This window comes from Pseudomonas sp. PVC-5-1 (assembly GCF_057444345.1).
The window spans coordinates 513,189-533,343 of sequence record NZ_CM172024.1 but is presented as its reverse complement, the minus strand read 5'-3'; the positions used below and the strand labels follow the sequence as shown (position 1 = coordinate 533,343).

Sequence of the window (20,155 nt, the reverse complement as noted above, 5' to 3'; positions counted from 1 at the left end):
CTGGGCGATTACTTGCGGATCGGCTTACGCGGGCCCTTACGGGTGCGTGCGTTGGTCTTGGTGCGCTGACCGCGAACCGGCAGACCTTTACGATGACGCAGGCCGCGGTAGCAACCCAGGTCCATCAAGCGCTTGATCTTCATGTTGATGTCACGACGCAGGTCACCTTCGGTGGTGAACTTCGCGACTTCGCCACGCAGGGTTTCGATTTGCTCGTCGCTCAGATCCTTGATCTTAGCGGCTGGGTTTACACCAGCGTCTGCACAGATCTTCTGTGCAGTAGTGCGACCGACACCATAGATGTAGGTCAGCGAGATAACAGCATGCTTGTTATCTGGAATGTTGACGCCTGCAATACGGGCCATTCAGTGGGACTCCAATTGACAGCTACCTACGCCCCGGAAGCCAAGAAATAGGGCGCGAGATAATATCGCTGTAGAAACGAATAATCAACCCAGCAGCACACTAGCTGCTGGGTTTGAAGCGCAGATCACACTCAGCCTTGGCGCTGTTTGTGACGCGGTTCCGCGCTGCAGATCACTCGTACGACGCCTTCGCGACGGATGATCTTGCAGTTACGGCACAGCTTTTTCACCGATGCACGAACTTTCATTACCGACTCCTCGAACCTTAGGGGCGTATCAGCGCAGCAGACCGCTGCCACCGTAGCCTTTCAGGTTGGCTTTCTTCATCAGGGATTCGTACTGGTGCGAAACGAGGTGCGATTGTACTTGGGACATGAAGTCCATCACAACCACTACCACAATCAGCAACGAGGTCCCGCCAAGGTAGAACGGCACATTTGCTGCCACCACCAGGAACTGGGGCAGAAGGCAGACGGCCATCATGTAAAGAGCACCGAACATGGTCAGACGGGTCAGAACGCCATCAATGTAGCGTGCCGACTGCTCACCAGGACGGATACCCGGAATAAAGGCACCGGACTTCTTCAGGTTTTCCGCTACGTCTTTCGGGTTGAACATCAACGCTGTGTAGAAGAAGCAGAAGAAAATGATCCCTGCACTAAACAGCAGAATGTTCAACGGCTGACCAGGAGCGATCGACTGCGAGATGTCCTGCAGCCAGCCCATACCTTCGGACTGACCGAACCAGGCACCCAGCGAAGCCGGGAACAGCAGAATGCTGCTCGCGAAAATGGCCGGGATAACCCCCGCCATGTTCACCTTCAGCGGCAAGTGGCTGGTCTGCGCAGCGAAGACCTTGCGGCCCTGCTGACGCTTGGCGTAGTGAACGGCGATACGACGCTGACCACGCTCAATGAACACCACAAAACCGATAATCGCTACTGCCAGCAAACCGATAGCGACCAGGGCGAAAATGTTGATATCGCCTGTACGCGCAGACTCGAAAGACTGCCCGATTGCTCTCGGAAGACCGGCAACGATACCCGCGAAGATCAACATCGAGATACCGTTGCCCACACCGCGCTCGGTGATCTGCTCGCCCAGCCACATCATGAACATCGCGCCTGCCACGAAGGTGGAGACGGCAACGACATGGAAGCCCAGGCCTACAGAAAACGCAACGCCCTGGTTGGCCAGGCCAATGGACATGCCAATGGCTTGAACCAGTGCCAGGATAACGGTGCCGTAGCGGGTGTACTGGCTGATCTTGCGACGGCCAGCTTCACCTTCCTTCTTCAACTGTTCCAGTTGCGGGCTGACCGCCGTCATCAGCTGCATGATGATCGATGCCGAGATGTACGGCATGATCCCCAGTGCAAAGATGCTCATGCGCTCAAGCGCGCCACCGGAAAACATGTTGAACAAGCTAAGAATGGTCCCCTCATTCTGCCGAAACAGATCCGCCAGACGGTCTGGATTGATGCCAGGAACCGGGATATGCGCACCTATCCGATAGACGATGATCGCCATGAACAGAAAGCGCAGACGAGCCCAGAGTTCCGACATCCCGCCCTTACCGAGCGAAGAGAGAGCACCTTGCTTAGCCATTTATTCCTCGAACTTGCCGCCAGCTGCTTCGATAGCCGCACGCGCACCCTTGGTGGCTGCGATACCCTTGATGGTGACTGCGCGAGTGACTTCGCCAGACAGCATGATTTTCACGCGCTGTACGTTCTGGCCGATCACGTTGGCATCCTTCAGGGATTGCACGGAGATCACGTCGCCTTCCACCTTGGCCAGCTCGGACAGACGCACTTCGGCGCGGTCCATGGCTTTCAGGGAAACGAAGCCGAACTTCGGCAGACGACGGTGCAGCGGCTGTTGACCGCCTTCGAAGCCAGGAGCGATCGAACCACCCGAACGGGAAGTCTGACCTTTGTGGCCACGGCCGCCGGTCTTACCCAGACCGCTACCGATACCACGACCTGGACGATGCTTCTCGCGACGGGAACCCGGCGCTGGACTCAGATCATTGAGTTTCATCGATTAACCCTCGACCTTCAGCATGTAGTAAGCCTTGTTGATCATCCCGCGGTTTTCGGGAGTATCCTGGACTTCTACAGTGTGACCGATGCGACGCAGACCCAGGCCCTTAACGCACAGCTTGTGGTTAGGCAGACGGCCCGAGACGCTCTTGATCAGCGTTACTTTTACGGTTGCCATGATCAGAAGATCTCCTCGACGCTCTTGCCGCGCTTGGCAGCAATGGATTCAGGAGATTGCATGGCTTTCAGACCCTTGAAGGTGGCGTAAACCACGTTCACTGGGTTGGTCGAACCGTAGCACTTGGCCAGAACGTTCTGAACACCAGCAACTTCCAGGACAGCACGCATTGCGCCACCGGCGATGATACCGGTACCTTCCGAGGCAGGCTGCATGTAAACCTTCGAGGCGCCGTGGGCAGCCTTGGTGGCGTACTGCAGGGTGGTGCCCTTCAGGTCAACCTGGATCATGTTGCGGCGAGCAGCTTCCATGGCTTTCTGGATCGCGGCAGGTACTTCACGCGATTTGCCACGGCCGAAGCCAACACGGCCCTTACCATCACCTACCACGGTCAGCGCGGTGAAAGTGAAGATACGGCCGCCTTTTACGGTTTTGGCAACGCGGTTAACTTGAACCAGCTTCTCGATGTAGCCTTCGTCGCGCTTTTGATCGTTATTTGCCATAACTTAGAACTCCAGCCCGCCTTCACGAGCAGCATCGGCCAGCGCTTTGACGCGGCCATGGTACTTGAAGCCGGAACGGTCAAAGGCAACTTGAGATACACCGGCGGCTTTCGCACGCTCAGCTACCAGCTTGCCAACCTTAGTGGCCGCGTCGATGTTGCCAGTGGCGCCATCACGCAGTTCTTTGTCCAAGGTCGAGGCGCTTGCCAGAACCTTGCTGCCGTCGGCCGAAATGACCTGGGCGTAGATGTGCTGCGAGGAGCGGAACACGCACAGGCGCACGACTTCGAGTTCGTGCATCTTGAGACGTGCTTTGCGAGCGCGACGCAGTCGAGTAACTTTTTTGTCGGTCATTTGCTAGGCCCTACTTCTTCTTGGCTTCTTTACGACGGACTACTTCGTCCGCGTAACGCACACCCTTGCCTTTGTAAGGCTCTGGCGGACGGAAGTCGCGGATTTCAGCGGCCACCTGACCCACCAGCTGCTTGTCGATACCCTTGATCAGGATGTCGGTCTGGCTTGGGGTTTCAGCGGTGATACCGGCTGGCAGTTCGTAGTCCACTGGGTGCGAGAAGCCCAGGGCCAGGTTCAGGACGGTGCCCTTGGCCTGTGCCTTGTAACCAACACCGACCAGCTGGAGCTTGCGCTCGAAGCCTTGGCTTACGCCCTGGACCATGTTGTTCACCAGAGCGCGGGTGGTACCGGCCATGGCGCGAGCTTGCTGGTCACCGTTACGAGCGACGAAACGCAGCTCGCCAGACTCTTCGGTAACTTCAACAGACGAGTGAACGTTCAGTTCGAGAGTGCCTTTGGCACCCTTCACCGAAAGCTGCTGGCCGGCGAATTTGACTTCGACGCCTGCTGGCAGCTTAACGGGGTTCTTAGCGACGCGAGACATGCCTATCTCCCCTTAGAACACTGTGCACAGAACTTCGCCGCCGACACCGGCAGCGCGCGCAGCGCGATCAGTCATCACACCTTTGTTGGTGGAGACGATAGACACGCCCAGACCGCCACGTACTTTCGGCAGTTCTGCGACGGACTTGTACTGGCGCAGGCCTGGACGGCTGGAGCGCTTCAGTTCCTCGATGACCGGACGGCCTTCGAAGTACTTCAGTTCGATCGACAGGGAAGGCTTGGCCTCACCAGTTACCTGGTAGCCGGCGATGTAACCTTCGTCTTTCAGAACTTTGGCAACCGCGACCTTCAGGGTGGAGGAAGGCATGCTTACGACGGACTTTTCAGCCATCTGGGCATTACGGATGCGAGTTAGCATGTCCGCTAACGGGTCCTGCATACTCATGGGCTAGATGCTCCTGATACAAGAATTATTAGCCTTGCGGCTATCACAACCACCCGAGCGGACAGGGCAAAAAACCCAGGCTCAGGTGAGCCGGTCATTCTAGACACAAGGTAGAAACGAAACAAGCCCCATATAGGGGCTTGTTTGTTGGCGAGGTCACCGGCGGTCGGAAGATTGCCCCCCTTCCGCCGGGATCCAGCCTGCAGCGATTACCAGGAGGCCTTGACCAGACCTGGTACGTCACCGCGCATTGCAGCTTGACGCAGCATGTTACGGCCCAGGCCGAACTTACGGTATACACCGTGAGGACGACCGGTCAGGCGGCAACGGTTGCGCAGACGCGAAGCGCTGGCATCACGTGGCTGCTTCTGCAGGGCGACAACGGCAGCGAAACGCTCTTCAGGAGAGGCGTTCAGGTTGACGATGGTCGCTTTCAGCTCGGCACGCTTTTTGGCGTACTTGGCTACCGTGAGCTGACGCTTCAGCTCGCGGTTTTTCATGCTCTTCTTGGCCATTTTCCTACTCCAATCAGTTGCGGAACGGGAACTTGAAAGCGCGCAGCAGAGCGCGGCCTTCGTCGTCCGAACGAGCAGTGGTGGTCAGGGTGATGTCCAAACCGCGCAGAGCATCGATCTTGTCGTAGTCGATTTCCGGGAAGATGATCTGCTCTTTCACGCCCATGCTGTAGTTGCCACGGCCATCGAAGGACTTGGCATTCAGGCCGCGGAAGTCGCGAACCCGAGGCAGGGAGATCGCCAGCAGGCGGTCCAGGAATTCGTACATCTTGTCGCGACGCAGGGTCACCTTGACACCGATCGGCCAGCCTTCACGGACTTTGAAGCCCGCGATGGATTTACGAGCGAAAGTCACTACCGGCTTTTGACCGGTGATCTTTTCCAGGTCGGCAACAGCGTGCTCGATGACTTTCTTGTCGCCGATCGCTTCGCCCAGACCCATGTTCAGGGTGATCTTGGTAACGCGCGGAACTTCCATCACGTTCGACAGCTTAAGTTCTTCCTTAAGCTTAGGAGCGATTTCGTTCCGGTAAATCTCTTTCAGTCGTGCCATGGTCTTCTACCTAGCAGTGTTCAAGCATCAACCGCTTTTTGGGTCGACTTGAAGACACGAATTTTTTTACCGTCTTCTACTTTGAAACCAACGCGGTCAGCCTTGTTGGTTTCGCCGTTGAAGATGGCAACGTTGGAAGCGTGCAGAGGCGCTTCTTTTTCGACGATACCGCCCTGTACGCCCGCCATCGGGTTAGGCTTGGTATGACGCTTGACCAGGTTCACACCACCAACAACCAGACGGTTGTCAGCCAGAACCTTCAGCACCTTACCGCGCTTACCTTTGTCTTTGCCGGCGATCACGATGATCTCGTCGTCACGACGAATCTTTTGCATGTCGGATCTCCTTACAGCACTTCAGGGGCGAGCGAGACGATCTTCATGAACTTCTCAGTACGAAGTTCACGGGTCACTGGCCCGAAGATGCGAGTGCCGATCGGCTCTTGCTTGTTGTTCAGCAGAACAGCAGCGTTGCCGTCGAAACGAATGATGGAACCGTCAGCGCGACGAACACCGTGACGGGTGCGCACGACAACAGCAGTCATCACTTGGCCTTTCTTGACCTTACCGCGCGGAATTGCTTCCTTGACGGTTACCTTGATGATGTCACCGATGCCGGCGTAACGGCGGTGCGAACCGCCGAGCACCTTGATGCACATGACGCGACGAGCGCCGCTGTTATCGGCCACATCGAGCATGGATTGAGTCTGAATCATAAAATTTCTCCGACCCCTAGCCCTTAGACTTCAACAGCGCGTTCGAGGACTTCAACCAGTGCCCAGGACTTGGTCTTGGCCAGCGGACGGGTTTCACGGATGGAAACCTTGTCGCCGATCTTGCACTGGTTGGCTTCGTCGTGCGCGTGCAGCTTAGTCGAACGCTTAACGTATTTACCGTAGATCGGGTGCTTTACGCGACGCTCGATCAGAACGGTGATGGTCTTGTCCATTTTGTCGCTGACGACACGGCCAGTCAGCGTACGGACGGTTTTTTCAGCTTCAGCCATGATCACTTACCTGCCTGCTGGTTGAGCACAGTTTTCACGCGAGCGATGTCACGCTTAACTTGCGAGAGCAGGTGCGACTGCCCCAACTGGCCAGTTGCTTTCTGCATACGCAGATTGAACTGGTCGCGCAGCAAGCCGAGCAGTTGCTCATTCAGTTGCTGTGCCGATTTTTCACGAAGTTCATTCGCTTTCATCACATCACCGTCCGCTTAACAAAGGAGGTGGCGAGAGGCAGCTTTGCAGCAGCCAGGGCGAAAGCTTCGCGCGCCAGCTCTTCAGAAACACCCTCGATTTCATACAGGACTTTGCCTGGCTGAATCTGGGCAACCCAGTATTCCACGGAACCCTTACCTTTACCCATACGAACCTCGAGAGGCTTCTTGGAGATCGGCTTGTCCGGGAACACACGGATCCAGATCTTACCGCCACGTTTTACGTGACGGGTCAGCGCACGACGTGCGGACTCGATCTGGCGAGCGGTGAGGCGACCGCGAGCAACAGCTTTCAGGGCGAATTCGCCGAAGCTGACTTTGCTACCGCGCAGTGCCAGACCACGGTTGTGGCCAGTCATCTGCTTGCGGAATTTTGTACGCTTTGGTTGCAACATTTGGCGTACCCCTTACTTAGCAGCTTTTTTACGAGGCGCTGGTGCTTGTGGTTTCAGTTCTTCTTGGCGACCACCAATAACTTCGCCTTTGAAGATCCAAACCTTCACACCGATCACACCGTAAGTGGTGTGAGCTTCGTAGGTGTTGTAGTCGATATCGGCACGCAGGGTGTGCAGAGGCACACGACCTTCGCGATACCACTCGGTACGAGCAATCTCAGCACCGCCGAGACGACCGCTCACCTGGATCTTGATGCCCTTGGCACCAATACGCATGGCGTTCTGTACGGCGCGCTTCATGGCGCGACGGAACATTACGCGGCGCTCCAGCTGCTGAGCTACGCTCTGCGCAACCAGCATAGCGTCGAGTTCCGGCTTGCGGATCTCTTCGATGTTGATGTGCACAGGCACACCCATCTGCTTGGTCAGGTCCTGACGCAGCTTCTCGACATCTTCACCTTTCTTACCGATAACGATACCGGGACGAGCGGTGTGGATGGTGATGCGTGCAGTTTGAGCCGGACGATGAATATCGATACGGCTTACGGACGCGCTTTTTAGTTTGTCTTGGAGGTACTCACGCGTTTTCAGATCCTTCAACAGGTAATCTGCGTAAGTAGCACCGTCTGCGTACCAGACGGAGGTGTGCTCCTTGACGATTCCCAGGCGAATGCCAGTGGGATGTACTTTCTGACCCATCTGATCGACTCCGTTACTTGTCCGCAACCTTGACAGTGATATGGCAAGACCGCTTGACGATGCGATCAGCACGGCCTTTGGCACGTGGCATGATGCGCTTCAGCGAACGCCCTTCGTTGACGAAGACGGTGGAGACCTTCAGGTCATCAACGTCTGCGCCTTCGTTGTGTTCGGCGTTGGCAACGGCCGACTCGAGGACTTTCTTCATGATTTCAGCGGCTTTTTTGCTGCTGAAGGCCAACAGGTTGAGCGCTTCGCCCACCTTCTTCCCGCGGATCTGGTCGGCGACCAAGCGGGCTTTCTGGGCGGAGATGCGAGCGCCCGACAACTTAGCGGCTACTTCCATTTCCTTACCCCTTAACGCTTGGCTTTCTTGTCAGCCACGTGCCCGCGATAGGTGCGGGTACCGGCGAACTCGCCCAGTTTGTGGCCGACCATGTCTTCGTTCACCAGAACTGGGACATGTTGACGACCGTTGTGTACCGCGATGGTCAGACCGACCATTTGTGGCAGGATCATCGAACGGCGCGACCAGGTTTTAACTGGCTTGCGATCGTTCTTCTCCACCGCCACTTCGACCTTCTTCAGCAGGTGAAGATCGATAAAAGGACCTTTTTTCAGAGAACGTGGCACTGTCGTATCCCTCTAGTTACTTGCGACGACGGACGATCATGTTGTCGGTACGCTTATTACCACGGGTCTTCGCACCCTTGGTTGGGAAGCCCCATGGCGATACCGGATGACGACCACCGGAGGTACGACCTTCACCACCACCATGTGGGTGGTCAACCGGGTTCATGGCAACACCACGAACGGTTGGGCGAACGCCGCGCCAGCGTTTGGCACCAGCTTTACCCAGCGAACGCAGGCTGTGCTCGGAGTTCGAGACTTCGCCCAGGGTGGCACGGCACTCAGCCAGTACTTTACGCATCTCACCGGAACGCAGACGCAGAGTCACGTAGACGCCTTCACGAGCGATCAGCTGAGCCGAAGCACCAGCGGAACGAGCGATCTGAGCACCTTTACCCGGCTTCAGTTCGATGCCGTGAATGGTGCTACCTACTGGGATATTGCGCAGCTGCAGGGAGTTACCGGCCTTGATTGGGGCCAGGGCACCTGCGATCAGCTGGTCACCAGCGCTCACGCCTTTAGGGGCGATGATGTAGCGACGCTCACCGTCTGCGTAGCACAGCAGGGCGATGTGAGCAGTACGGTTCGGGTCGTATTCGATACGCTCGACAGTGGCTGGGATGCCATCTTTGTCGTTGCGACGGAAGTCGACCAGACGGTAATGCTGCTTATGACCACCACCAACGTGACGAGTGGTGATGCGGCCATTGTTGTTACGACCACCAGACTTCGATTTTTTCTCGATCAGCGGTGCGTGAGGAGCGCCTTTGTGCAGCTCCTGGTTGACCACCTTGACCACGAAACGGCGGCCAGGGGAAGTCGGTTTGCATTTAACGATTGCCATGATGCACCCCTTCCTTACTCAGCACTGCTGCTGAAATCGAGATCTTGGCCTGGCTGAAGGGAGACGATCGCCTTCTTCCAGTCATTACGCTTGCCCAGACCACGTGCGGTACGCTTGGTTTTACCCAGAACGTTAACAGTCGACACGTTTTCAACTTTTACGTTGAACAGGCCTTCGACAGCTTTCTTGATTTCCAGCTTGGTTGCATCGGTAGCAACCTTGAATACGAACTGGCCTTTTTTCTCAGCCAGAACGGTAGCCTTCTCGGAAACGTGCGGGCCAAGGAGGACTTTGAATACGCGTTCCTGGTTCATCCCAGCAGCTCCTCGAATTTCTTCACGGCCGAGACAGTGATCAACACTTTCTCGTATGCGATCAGACTGACCGGGTCGGAACCTTGTACGTCACGTACATCAACGTGCGGCAGGTTGCGAGCAGCCAGGTACAGGTTCTGATCAACAGCGTCGGAAACGATCAGTACGTCGTTCAGACCCATGCCGTTCAGCTTGTTCAGCAGATCTTTGGTTTTCGGTGCTTCAACAGCGAAGTCCTGAACCACGACCAGACGGTCGCTACGCACCAGCTCAGCGAGGATGGAGCGCAGAGCTGCGCGGTACATCTTCTTGTTGAGCTTCTGCGAGTGATCTTGAGGGCGAGCTGCGAAGGTTACACCACCGCCACGCCAGATCGGACCACGAGTGGTACCAGCACGAGCACGGCCAGTACCCTTCTGACGCCATGGGCGCTTACCGCCACCAGCCACGTCGGAACGGGTCTTCTGCTGCTTGGTGCCCTGACGGCCGCCGGCCATGTAGGCCACGACTGCTTGGTGTACCAGCGTCTCGTTGAATTCGCCACCGAAAGTCAGTTCGGAAACTTCGATCGCCTGAGCGTCATTTACATTGAGTTGCATGTCAGTTTCCCCTTAACCGCGAGCCTTGACAGCTGGACGTACAACCACGTCGCCGCCAGTAGCGCCTGGAACGGCACCCTTGACCAGCAGCAGGTTGCGTTCAGCGTCTACGCGAACTACTTCCAGGGACTGAACAGTCACGCGCTCGGCGCCCATGTGACCGGACATTTTCTTGCCCTTGAACACACGACCAGGAGTCTGGCACTGGCCGATGGAACCTGGGACACGGTGCGACACGGAGTTACCGTGGGTGTTGTCCTGGCCACGGAAGTTCCAGCGCTTGATGGTACCGGCGAAGCCTTTACCTTTGGACTGACCAGTAACGTCTACCAGCTGGCCTGCAGTGAAGAGTTCAGCTTTGATCAGATCGCCAGCCTGGAAATCGCCTTCTTCAAGACGGAACTCCCAGACACCGCGACCAGCGGCAACGTTGGCCTTGGCGAAGTGGCCTGCCTGAGCGGCAGTCACGCGCGAAGCACGACGCTCGCCGACAGTGACTTGCACTGCACGGTAGCCATCGGTTTCTTCAGTTTTGAACTGGGTGACGCGATTCGGCTCGATCTCGATGACCGTGACCGGAATGGAGACACCTTCTTCGGTGAAAATGCGGGTCATACCGCACTTGCGACCGATTACACCAATAGTCATGTTGTAAACCTCATGAGTGTACGGGGCTTTCACCCGCTATGGCCGCCCATTTCAGAGCGTTACACGACCAGACCGAAGTCTTAGCCGAGGCTGATCTGTACTTCCACACCTGCCGCCAGATCAAGCTTCATCAGCGCATCAACGGTTTTATCCGTTGGCTGGACGATGTCCAGAACACGCTTATGAGTGCGGATCTCGTACTGGTCACGCGCGTCTTTGTTGACGTGCGGGGAAACCAGAACGGTGAAACGCTCTTTGCGGGTAGGCAGTGGAATTGGACCACGCACTTGTGCACCAGTACGTTTCGCGGTTTCCACGATTTCCTGGGTGGATTGGTCGATCAGGCGATGGTCGAAAGCCTTCAACCTGATACGGATTTGCTGATTTTGCATTGGATTTCAGACTCCAGGCTGTTCCCAACGGACGCACTACGCCCGCTAAAAGGAGGCGTGATTCTATAGACGCCCCCATTTAGTGTCAACCCAATAAAAAAAACCCCCGCTGAGCGGGGGTTTTTTCAATCGGTCGAGTGATTACTCGATGATTTTTGCTACGACGCCGGCGCCGACGGTACGACCGCCTTCACGGATAGCGAAGCGCAGACCGTCTTCCATTGCGATGGTCTTGATCAGGGTGACAGTCATCTGAATGTTGTCACCTGGCATTACCATTTCAACGCCTTCCGGCAGTTCGCAGTTACCGGTCACGTCAGTGGTACGGAAGTAGAACTGAGGACGGTAGCCTTTGAAGAACGGAGTGTGACGACCGCCTTCTTCCTTCGACAGAACGTAGACTTCTGCGGTGAACTTGGTGTGCGGCTTGACCGAACCTGGCTTGACCAGAACCTGGCCACGCTCAACGTCGTCACGCTTGGTACCACGCAGCAGAACGCCGCAGTTCTCGCCAGCACGACCTTCGTCCAGCAGCTTGCGGAACATCTCAACACCGGTGCAGGTGGTGGTGGTGGTGTCACGCAGACCAACGATTTCCAGCGGGTCCTGAACGCGAACGATACCACGCTCGATACGACCGGTAACAACGGTACCACGACCCGAGATCGAGAATACGTCTTCGATCGGCATCAGGAACGGCTGGTCAACGGCACGAACTGGCTCAGGGATGTAGGCATCCAGAGTTTCTACCAGCTTCTTGACAGCGGTAGTACCCATTTCGTTGTCGTCTTTGCCTTCCAGGGCCATACGAGCCGAACCGATGATGATCGGGGTATCGTCGCCTGGGAAGTCGTAGGTGGACAGCAGGTCGCGAACTTCCATCTCGACCAGTTCCAGCAGCTCGGCGTCGTCTACCAGGTCAGCCTTGTTCAGGAAGACCACGATGTAAGGTACGCCTACCTGACGGGACAGCAGGATGTGCTCACGGGTTTGTGGCATCGGACCATCGGCGGCCGAGCAAACCAGGATCGCGCCGTCCATCTGGGCAGCACCGGTGATCATGTTCTTCACGTAGTCAGCGTGACCTGGGCAGTCAACGTGAGCGTAGTGACGAATGTTCGAGTTGTACTCGACGTGAGCGGTGTTGATGGTGATACCGCGCGCTTTTTCTTCCGGAGCCGAGTCGATCTTGTCGAACTCAACGACTGCCGAACCGAAAACTTCGGAGCAGACGCGAGTCAGAGCTGCGGTCAGAGTGGTCTTACCGTGGTCAACGTGGCCGATGGTGCCGACGTTAACGTGGGGAAGGGAACGATCAAATTTTTCTTTAGCCACGACAGTGAACCTCTTGCCTAAAGGGGATTAGCCTTGTTTTTTAACGAGTGCTTCGACGATGTTCGACGGAGCTTCGGCGTATTTGGAGAATTCCATGGAGTAGCTTGCGCGACCCTGAGACATGGAACGAACGTCGGTTGCGTAACCGAACATTTCTCCGAGCGGAACTTCAGCGCGGACGACACGGCCAGAGACCGACTCATCCATACCCTGGACCAGACCACGACGACGGTTCAGGTCACCCATCACGTCACCCAGGTAGTCTTCCGGGGTTACAACTTCGACCTTCATGATCGGCTCGAGAACCACGCCACCGCCCTTCTGGGCCAGTTGCTTGGTTGCCATCGAAGCAGCGATCTTGAACGCCATTTCGTTGGAGTCGACGTCGTGGTACGAACCGTCAAATACCGCGGCCTTCAGGCCGATCAGAGGATAGCCGGCAACAACGCCGTTCTTCATCTGCTCTTCGATACCCTTCTGGATCGCAGGGATGTATTCCTTAGGAATCACACCACCAACGACTTCGTTGGCAAACACCAGACCTTCGGTGATGTTGCCCTTCTCGTCCTGATCCGGCTCCGAGAAACGGATCCAGCAGTGACCGAACTGACCACGACCGCCCGACTGACGAACGAACTTGCCTTCGATCTCGACGTTGGACTTGGTGATCTTCTCGCGGTACGAAACCTGCGGCTTGCCGATGTTGGCTTCGACGTTGAACTCGCGCTTCATGCGGTCAACGAGGATGTCCAGGTGCAGCTCACCCATACCGGAGATGATGGTCTGACCAGTTTCTTCGTCGGTCTTGACGCGGAACGACGGGTCTTCCTGGGCCAGCTTGCCCAGTGCGATACCCATCTTCTCCTGGTCAGCCTTGGTTTTCGGCTCTACGGAGAGCGAAATCACAGGCTCCGGGAAGTCCATACGCTCGAGGATGATCGGCTTGTCGGCGTTGCACAGGGTGTCACCAGTGGTGACGTCCTTCATGCCGATCAGAGCGGCGATATCGCCCGCACGCACTTCCTTGATCTCTTCACGCTGGTTGGCGTGCATCTGCACCATACGACCAACGCGCTCTTTCTTGCCCTTGACCGAGTTGATGACGGAGTCACCGGAGGTCAGGAAGCCCGAGTAAACGCGAACGAAGGTCAGAGTACCAACGAACGGGTCGGTGGCAATCTTGAACGCCAGAGCCGAGAACGGCTCATCGTCGTCAGCATGACGCTCGTCGTACTGCTCTGGGGTGACTTCATCCTTCGGCACTTCGGCCAGATCAGGGTGGATACCCTTGATCGCAGGAATTTCGGTCGGAGCAGGCAGGTAGTCGATAACGGCGTCGAGAACCAGGGGAACGCCCTTGTTCTTGAACGACGAACCGCAGACAGCCGGAACGATCTCGCTGGCCAGGGTGCGCGCGCGCAGGCCTGCCTTGATTTCTTCGACGGTCAGCTCACCTTCTTCAAGGTACTTGTTCATCAGCTCTTCGCTGGCTTCGGCGGCGGCTTCAACCATGTTGTTGCGCCATTCGTTAGCCAGGTCGACCATGTCCGCTGGAATTTCTTCTTCGCGGTAGGTGGTGCCCTTGTCGTCTTCGTTCCAGTAGATGGCTTTCATCTTGATCAGGTCGACCTGACCCTGGAAGTCGTCTTCTGCACCGATAGCCAGCTGGACCGGAACCGGGGTGTGACCCAGGCGGTTCTTGATCTGACCGACAACGCGCAGGAAGTTGGCACCAGCACGGTCCATCTTGTTCACGTAGACAACACGTGGAACGCCGTACTTGTTGGCCTGACGCCATACGGTTTCGGACTGTGGCTCAACGCCGGAGGTACCGCAGAACACAACGACCGCGCCGTCGAGTACACGCAGCGAACGCTCTACTTCAATGGTGAAGTCAACGTGGCCGGGGGTATCGATGACGTTTACGCGGTAGTTGTCGTACTGACCACGGGAACCTTTCCAGAAGGTGGTAACGGCAGCGGAGGTAATGGTGATACCGCGCTCCTGCTCCTGCACCATCCAGTCGGTGGTCGCGGCGCCGTCGTGCACCTCGCCCATTTTGTGGCTCAGACCTGTGTAGAACAGGATCCGCTCGGTAGTGGTAGTCTTGCCCGCGTCAACGTGGGCGCAGATACCGATGTTACGGTAGCGGTTAATTGCTGTAGTACGAGCCATAAAGCCCTCGCAAAATGATTGATGCTTGAATTAGAAGCGGTAGTGCGAGAACGCTTTGTTGGCCTCGGCCATACGGTGCACGTCTTCACGCTTCTTGACTGCAGCACCCTTGCCTTCAGCAGCATCCAGCAGTTCGCCGGCCAGGCGCAGGGCCATCGACTTCTCGCCGCGCTTGCGGGCGTAGTCTACGAGCCAGCGCATTGCCAGAGCGTTACGACGGGACGGACGAACTTCAACCGGAACCTGGTAAGTGGCACCGCCAACACGGCGGGACTTAACTTCGACCAGCGGAGCGATGGCGTCGAGAGCTTTCTCGAAGATTTCCAGGGGGTCGCTGTTCTTGCGTGCTTTGACGGTATCCAGGGCACCGTAAACGATGCGCTCGGCTACGGCCTTCTTGCCGCTTTCCATCACGTGGTTCATGAACTTGGCGAGAATCTGGGATCCGTACTTCGGATCGTCAAGGATCTCACGTTTTGCTGCTACACGACGTCTTGGCATGATAAGCCCTCAAACGGTCTTCAGGTTAGCCCGGGACCAGGTCTTTCGACCCCTGCCCGACCTTACTCTTATCGACTCAAATAAATGGATGTCTGCAAACGGCCGATTACTTCGGACGCTTGGTACCGTACTTCGAACGACCCTGGTTACGGCCTTTAACGCCCGAAGTATCCAGAGAGCCGCGAACGGTGTGGTAACGAACACCTGGCAAGTCTTTTACACGGCCGCCACGGATCAGGACGACGCTGTGCTCTTGCAGGTTGTGGCCTTCACCACCGATGTACGAGGAAACCTCGAAACCGTTGGTCAGACGCACACGGCATACTTTACGCAGTGCCGAGTTAGGTTTTTTCGGCGTGGTGGTGTACACGCGGGTGCACACGCCACGACGCTGCGGGCAGTTCTGCAGCGCAGGTACGTCGGATTTCTCGACGGTACGCTTACGCGGCTGACGTACCAGCTGGTTGATAGTTGCCATCTACTAGCTCCACTGATTGTCTTGCGACGCTATTGTCTTGCAAGAAAGCCAAAAATTGGCGAGACGGAGCCTCACCAAATTTAAGGGTACAAAAGTCTAAAGAGGATCTTGCACCCAGTCAAGACGAGGCCCCGGCCCTCCCCGCCCGATCATCGGCAACATTTCATGTCGCCGCTGATCGCCCGGGGCTTGCCGGGGCCCTGCCCTGTACTTAGTTACCGCTGGAGTTCAGCGCTTCGGTCAGTGCGGCTTCCACCTCACTGGCGCTCACACGCAGCGGCTTGTCGGCATCACGGCGACGCTTACGCTCGCTGTGGTAGGCCAGACCAGTACCGGCCGGAATCAGACGACCCACGACCACGTTCTCTTTCAGGCCGCGCAGGTAGTCGCGCTTGCCGGTTACCGCCGCTTCGGTCAGTACGCGGGTGGTTTCCTGGAAGGAAGCCGCGGAGATGAACGACTCGGTCGACAGCGAGGCCTTGGTGATACCCAGCAGCACGCGGGAGAACTTGGAGATGAACTTGTCCTCGCTGGCGAGACGCTCGTTCTCTACCAGTACTTGGGTCAGTTCCATCTGGTCGCCCTTGATGAAGCTGGAGTCACCCGACTCGGTGATCTCGACCTTGCGCAGCATCTGACGCAGGATGGTCTCGATGTGCTTGTCGTTGATCTTAACGCCTTGCAGACGGTAAACGTCCTGGATCTCGTTGACGATGTACTTAGCCAGCGCGCTCACACCCAGCAGACGCAGGATGTCGTGCGGATCGCTCGGGCCGTCGGAGATAACTTCGCCGCGGTTTACCTGTTCGCCTTCGAAGACGTTGAGGTGGCGCCACTTCGGAATCAGCTCTTCGTACGGATCGCTACCGTCGGTCGGGGTGATGACCAGACGACGCTTGCCCTTGGTCTCCTTGCCGAACGCGATGGTGCCGCTGACTTCAGCCAGAATCGAGGCCTCTTTCGGACGGCGCGCTTCGAACAGGTCGGCAACGCGCGGCAGACCACCGGTGATGTCACGGGTCTTCGACGTTTCTTGCGGGATACGCGCGATAACGTCACCAACACCGATCTGGGCACCGTCAGCCACGCCGACGAGGGCGTTGGCCGGCAGGAAGTACTGGGCAGGTACGTCGGTACCTGGCAGGTACAGGTCCTTGCCAGCGGCGTCGACCATCTTGATTGCCGGACGGATTTCCTTGCCTGCCGCAGGGCGATCCTTGACGTCCAGTACTTCAATGTTGGTCAAACCGGTCAGCTCATCGGTCTGACGCTTGATGGTGATGTTTTCTTCCATGCCCACGAAGGTCACGGTACCTTTCAGCTCGGTAACGATCGGGTGGGTGTGCGGGTCCCACTTGGCGACGATGGCGCCAGCTTCGACCTTTTCACCTTCCTTGACCGAAATTACCGCACCATAAGGCAGCTTGTAGCGCTCACGCTCACGACCGAACTCGTCGGCAATGGCCAACTCGCCCGAACGCGATACGGCAACCAGGTTGCCATCGGCACGTTCTACCTGCTTCAGGTTGTGCAGACGCACCATACCGCCGTTCTTCACCTGGACGCTGTCGGCAGCCGAGGTACGGCTTGCAGCACCACCGATGTGGAACGTACGCATGGTCAGCTGGGTACCCGGCTCACCGATCGACTGGGCGGCGATAACGCCGACAGCTTCACCGATGTTCACCTGGTGACCGCGAGCCAGGTCACGGCCGTAGCACTTGGCGCAAATGCCGTAGCGGGTTTCGCAGTTGATCGGCGAACGCACGATCACTTCGTCGATGCTGTTCAGCTCGATGAACTCGACCCACTTCTCGTCGACCAAGGTACCGGCCGGAACGATGACGTCCTCGGTGCCTGGCTTGAACACGTCACGGGCGATCACACGACCCAGTACGCGCTCACCCAGCGGCTCTACAACGTCGCCGCCTTCGATGTGCGGAGTCATCAGCAGACCCTGGTCGGTACCGCAGTCGATCTCGGTAACCACCAGATCCTGGGCAACGTCTACCAGACGACGAGTCAGGTAACCGGAGTTCGCAGTCTTCAGTGCGGTATCCGCCAGACCCTTACGAGCACCGTGGGTCGAAATGAAGTACTGCAAAACGCTCAGACCTTCACGGAAGTTCGCAGTGATCGGCGTCTCGATGATGGAGCCGTCCGGCTTGGCCATCAGGCCACGCATACCGGCCAGCTGACGGATCTGGGCTGCGGAACCCCGCGCACCGGAGTCAGCCATCATGTACATCGAGTTGAAGGACTCTTGCTCGACTTCCTTGCCTTCGCGATCGATGACCTTCTCTTTCGAGAGGTTGGCCATCATCGCCTTGGACACTTCGTCGTTCGCCTTCGACCACAAGTCGATGACCTTGTTGTACTTCTCGCCCTGGGTTACCAGGCCGGAGGCGTACTGGCTCTCGATTTCCTTCACTTCGTCGGTAGCGGTACCGATGATGCGAGCTTTCTCGTCCGGGATAACGAAGTCGTTAACACCAATCGAAACGCCGGAAATGGTCGAGTAAGCGAAACCGGTGTACATCAGCTGGTCAGCAAAGATTACGGTCTCTTTCAGACCAACCACGCGGTAGCACTGGTTGATCAGCTTGGAGATCGCCTTCTTCTTCATCGGCTGGTTGACCACGTCGTAGGGCAGACCTGCCGGTACAACCTGGAACAGCAGCGCACGGCCGACGGTGGTGTCGACGATGCGGGTGTTCTTGACCACGGAACCGTCACGCTCTTTCACGGTTTCGTTGATACGAACCTTGATTTTCGCGTGCAGGGCAGCCTCGCCGGCGCGGAATACGCGGTCGACTTCCTGCAGGTCGGCGAACACGCGACCTTCGCCCTTGGCGTTGATGGCCTCACGGGTCATGTAGTACAGACCCAGTACCACGTCCTGCGACGGAACGATGATTGGCTCACCGTTGGCTGGCGACAGGATGTTGTTGGTCGACATCATCAGCGCGCGCGCTTCGAGCTGGGCTTCCAGGGTCAGCGGCACGTGAACGGCCATCTGGTCACCGTCGAAGTCGGCGTTGTACGCGGCGCAGACCAGCGGGTGCAGCTGGATAGCCTTACCTTCGATCAGAACCGGTTCAAATGCCTGGATACCCAGACGGTGCAGGGTCGGTGCACGGTTGAGCAGCACGGGGTGTTCGCGGATCACCTCGGCGAGTACGTCCCACACCTCTGGCAGCTCGCGCTCGACCATCTTCTTGGCAGCCTTGATGGTGGTCGCCAGACCACGCATTTCCAGCTTGCCGAAAATGAACGGTTTGAACAGCTCGAGGGCCATCTTCTTCGGCAGACCGCACTGGTGCAGACGCAGGGTCGGGCCTACGGTAATTACCGAACGGCCAGAGTAGTCCACACGCTTACCGAGCAGGTTCTGACGGAAGCGACCTTGCTTACCTTTGATCATGTCGGCCAGGGACTTCAGCGGACGCTTGTTCGAGCCAGTGATGGCGCGACCGCGACGGCCGTTGTCCAGCAGGGCGTCGACCGCTTCCTGCAGCATGCGCTTTTCGTTGCGCACGATGATGTCCGGCGCCGACAGATCCAGCAGGCGCTTCAGACGGTTGTTACGGTTGATCACCCGACGATACAGGTCGTTCAGGTCGGAGGTCGCGAAGCGGCCGCCATCCAGCGGTACCAGCGGACGCAGATCCGGCGGCAGCACTGGCAGGACGGTCAGGACCATCCACTCAGGCAGGTTGCCCGAACCCTGGAACGCTTCCATCAGCTTCAGGCGCTTGGACAACTTCTTGATCTTGGTTTCCGAGTTGGTCTGCGGAATCTCTTCGCGCAGGCGACCGATCTCGTGCTCCAGGTCGATAGCGTGCAGCAGTTCGCGGACAGCCTCGGCACCCATGCGGGCGTCGAAGTCATCACCGAACTCTTCCAGCGCTTCGAAGTACTGCTCGTCGTTCAGCAGCTGGCCTTTTTCCAGGGTGGTCATGCCCGGGTCGATAACGACGTAGCTCTCGAAGTAGAGCACGCGCTCGATGTCACGCAGGGTCATGTCCATCAGCAGGCCGATACGGGACGGCAGCGACTTCAGGAACCAGATGTGGGCAACCGGAGAGGCCAGTTCGATGTGCGCCATGCGCTCACGACGAACTTTTGCCAGGGCAACTTCAACGCCGCACTTCTCGCAGATCACGCCGCGATGCTTGAGGCGCTTGTACTTGCCGCACAGGCACTCGTAGTCCTTGACTGGGCCAAAGATCTTGGCGCAGAACAGGCCGTCACGCTCAGGTTTGAACGTACGGTAGTTGATGGTTTCCGGCTTCTTAACTTCACCGAACGACCACGAACGGATCATTTCAGGCGACGCCAGACCGATGCGGATGGCGTCGAACTCTTCGACTTGACCCTGGTTTTTCAGCAAATTCAGTAGGTCTTTCAAGGCCTTTCCTCCTGGCGGAGCAGGGAGCGGGCATTACCTGCCCCACTCCCCTTCG

General features: G+C 57.3%; 29 protein-coding genes. All 29 read right to left on the bottom strand.

Going from position 1 to position 20,155, the window contains the following annotated elements; all coding sequences use genetic code 11:
* Positions 1–8: 8 nt before the first annotated feature.
* On the bottom strand, positions 9–365 hold the full coding sequence (rpsM, locus tag AC2T3R_RS02390) for a 30S ribosomal protein S13 (RefSeq protein ID WP_003257112.1): 357 nt from the start codon (positions 363–365) through the stop codon (positions 9–11).
* 131 nt (positions 366–496) lie between these two features.
* Positions 497–613, bottom strand: a complete 117-nt coding sequence (rpmJ, locus tag AC2T3R_RS02385; protein ID WP_002555468.1) for a 50S ribosomal protein L36 — start codon at positions 611–613, stop codon at positions 497–499.
* Between the two features lie 28 nt (positions 614–641).
* On the bottom strand, positions 642–1,973 hold the full coding sequence (secY, locus tag AC2T3R_RS02380) for a preprotein translocase subunit SecY (protein WP_003257108.1): 1,332 nt from the start codon (positions 1,971–1,973) through the stop codon (positions 642–644).
* Positions 1,974–2,408 carry a 50S ribosomal protein L15 gene (gene rplO, locus AC2T3R_RS02375; protein WP_003257107.1) on the bottom strand — a complete coding sequence of 145 codons (435 nt, stop codon included), beginning with the start codon at positions 2,406–2,408 and terminating at the stop codon, positions 1,974–1,976.
* A gap of 3 nt (positions 2,409–2,411) precedes the next feature.
* Positions 2,412–2,588, bottom strand: a complete 177-nt coding sequence (rpmD, locus tag AC2T3R_RS02370) for a 50S ribosomal protein L30 (protein WP_003255463.1) — start codon at positions 2,586–2,588, stop codon at positions 2,412–2,414.
* A 2-nt stretch (positions 2,589–2,590) separates the two neighbouring features.
* A complete protein-coding gene (gene rpsE / locus AC2T3R_RS02365; protein ID WP_003255465.1) occupies positions 2,591–3,091 on the bottom strand; it encodes a 30S ribosomal protein S5 in 501 nt (166 codons plus the stop codon).
* A gap of 3 nt (positions 3,092–3,094) precedes the next feature.
* Positions 3,095–3,445 (bottom strand): 50S ribosomal protein L18, encoded by a 351-nt coding sequence (rplR, locus tag AC2T3R_RS02360; RefSeq protein ID WP_009397496.1) that lies wholly within the window; start codon positions 3,443–3,445, stop codon positions 3,095–3,097.
* A gap of 10 nt (positions 3,446–3,455) precedes the next feature.
* Complete coding sequence (gene rplF, locus AC2T3R_RS02355; RefSeq protein ID WP_009681972.1) at positions 3,456–3,989, bottom strand: 50S ribosomal protein L6; 534 nt, start codon at positions 3,987–3,989, stop codon at positions 3,456–3,458.
* 12 nt (positions 3,990–4,001) lie between these two features.
* The gene (gene rpsH / locus AC2T3R_RS02350; protein ID WP_009681971.1) at positions 4,002–4,394 is read right to left on the bottom strand and encodes a 30S ribosomal protein S8; all 393 of its coding nucleotides are present in this window, start codon (positions 4,392–4,394) and stop codon (positions 4,002–4,004) included.
* A 209-nt stretch (positions 4,395–4,603) separates the two neighbouring features.
* Entirely contained in the window at positions 4,604–4,909 is a 306-nt protein-coding gene (gene rpsN, locus AC2T3R_RS02345; protein WP_013970638.1) for a 30S ribosomal protein S14, read from the bottom strand.
* Positions 4,910–4,922: 13 nt separating this feature from the next.
* On the bottom strand, positions 4,923–5,462 hold the full coding sequence (gene rplE, locus AC2T3R_RS02340) for a 50S ribosomal protein L5 (protein ID WP_003257095.1): 540 nt from the start codon (positions 5,460–5,462) through the stop codon (positions 4,923–4,925).
* A 20-nt stretch (positions 5,463–5,482) separates the two neighbouring features.
* Entirely contained in the window at positions 5,483–5,797 is a 315-nt protein-coding gene (gene rplX, locus AC2T3R_RS02335; RefSeq protein WP_013970637.1) for a 50S ribosomal protein L24, read from the bottom strand.
* An 11-nt stretch (positions 5,798–5,808) separates the two neighbouring features.
* On the bottom strand, positions 5,809–6,177 hold the full coding sequence (gene rplN / locus AC2T3R_RS02330; protein ID WP_002555479.1) for a 50S ribosomal protein L14: 369 nt from the start codon (positions 6,175–6,177) through the stop codon (positions 5,809–5,811).
* Positions 6,178–6,200: 23 nt separating this feature from the next.
* Positions 6,201–6,467 carry a 30S ribosomal protein S17 gene (gene rpsQ, locus AC2T3R_RS02325; protein ID WP_003255478.1) on the bottom strand — a complete coding sequence of 89 codons (267 nt, stop codon included), beginning with the start codon at positions 6,465–6,467 and terminating at the stop codon, positions 6,201–6,203.
* 2 nt (positions 6,468–6,469) lie between these two features.
* Complete coding sequence (gene rpmC, locus AC2T3R_RS02320) at positions 6,470–6,661, bottom strand: 50S ribosomal protein L29 (RefSeq protein WP_002555481.1); 192 nt, start codon at positions 6,659–6,661, stop codon at positions 6,470–6,472.
* Entirely contained in the window at positions 6,661–7,074 is a 414-nt protein-coding gene (gene rplP, locus AC2T3R_RS02315; protein ID WP_003255479.1) for a 50S ribosomal protein L16, read from the bottom strand. The genes rpmC and rplP overlap by 1 nt, the downstream gene beginning before the upstream one ends.
* Before the next feature lie 12 nt (positions 7,075–7,086).
* On the bottom strand, positions 7,087–7,773 hold the full coding sequence (gene rpsC / locus AC2T3R_RS02310; RefSeq protein ID WP_003255481.1) for a 30S ribosomal protein S3: 687 nt from the start codon (positions 7,771–7,773) through the stop codon (positions 7,087–7,089).
* Between the two features lie 13 nt (positions 7,774–7,786).
* Entirely contained in the window at positions 7,787–8,119 is a 333-nt protein-coding gene (gene rplV / locus AC2T3R_RS02305) for a 50S ribosomal protein L22 (protein WP_003103908.1), read from the bottom strand.
* Between the two features lie 11 nt (positions 8,120–8,130).
* Entirely contained in the window at positions 8,131–8,406 is a 276-nt protein-coding gene (rpsS, locus tag AC2T3R_RS02300) for a 30S ribosomal protein S19 (protein WP_003255482.1), read from the bottom strand.
* Positions 8,407–8,422: 16 nt separating this feature from the next.
* Complete coding sequence (gene rplB / locus AC2T3R_RS02295) at positions 8,423–9,247, bottom strand: 50S ribosomal protein L2 (RefSeq protein ID WP_015268750.1); 825 nt, start codon at positions 9,245–9,247, stop codon at positions 8,423–8,425.
* A gap of 14 nt (positions 9,248–9,261) precedes the next feature.
* The gene (rplW, locus tag AC2T3R_RS02290) at positions 9,262–9,561 is read right to left on the bottom strand and encodes a 50S ribosomal protein L23 (RefSeq protein ID WP_003255484.1); all 300 of its coding nucleotides are present in this window, start codon (positions 9,559–9,561) and stop codon (positions 9,262–9,264) included.
* Positions 9,558–10,160, bottom strand: a complete 603-nt coding sequence (rplD, locus tag AC2T3R_RS02285; RefSeq protein ID WP_008089819.1) for a 50S ribosomal protein L4 — start codon at positions 10,158–10,160, stop codon at positions 9,558–9,560. Before rplD ends, rplW begins: the two co-directional genes overlap by 4 nt.
* A 12-nt stretch (positions 10,161–10,172) precedes the next feature.
* The gene (rplC, locus tag AC2T3R_RS02280) at positions 10,173–10,808 is read right to left on the bottom strand and encodes a 50S ribosomal protein L3 (RefSeq protein WP_003257089.1); all 636 of its coding nucleotides are present in this window, start codon (positions 10,806–10,808) and stop codon (positions 10,173–10,175) included.
* A gap of 80 nt (positions 10,809–10,888) precedes the next feature.
* Entirely contained in the window at positions 10,889–11,200 is a 312-nt protein-coding gene (gene rpsJ, locus AC2T3R_RS02275; protein ID WP_003186070.1) for a 30S ribosomal protein S10, read from the bottom strand.
* 141 nt (positions 11,201–11,341) lie between these two features.
* Complete coding sequence (gene tuf / locus AC2T3R_RS02270; RefSeq protein WP_013970626.1) at positions 11,342–12,535, bottom strand: elongation factor Tu; 1,194 nt, start codon at positions 12,533–12,535, stop codon at positions 11,342–11,344.
* Between the two features lie 27 nt (positions 12,536–12,562).
* Positions 12,563–14,710: an elongation factor G gene (gene fusA / locus AC2T3R_RS02265; protein ID WP_410953386.1), complete on the bottom strand. Its 2,148-nt coding sequence runs from the start codon at positions 14,708–14,710 to the stop codon at positions 12,563–12,565.
* A 30-nt stretch (positions 14,711–14,740) separates the two neighbouring features.
* A complete protein-coding gene (rpsG, locus tag AC2T3R_RS02260) occupies positions 14,741–15,211 on the bottom strand; it encodes a 30S ribosomal protein S7 (RefSeq protein WP_003246741.1) in 471 nt (156 codons plus the stop codon).
* Between the two features lie 106 nt (positions 15,212–15,317).
* Positions 15,318–15,689, bottom strand: a complete 372-nt coding sequence (gene rpsL, locus AC2T3R_RS02255; RefSeq protein ID WP_003257088.1) for a 30S ribosomal protein S12 — start codon at positions 15,687–15,689, stop codon at positions 15,318–15,320.
* Positions 15,690–15,900: 211 nt separating this feature from the next.
* Positions 15,901–20,100 (bottom strand): DNA-directed RNA polymerase subunit beta', encoded by a 4,200-nt coding sequence (gene rpoC / locus AC2T3R_RS02250; RefSeq protein WP_410953387.1) that lies wholly within the window; start codon positions 20,098–20,100, stop codon positions 15,901–15,903.
* Between the last annotated feature and the right edge of the window lie 55 nt (positions 20,101–20,155).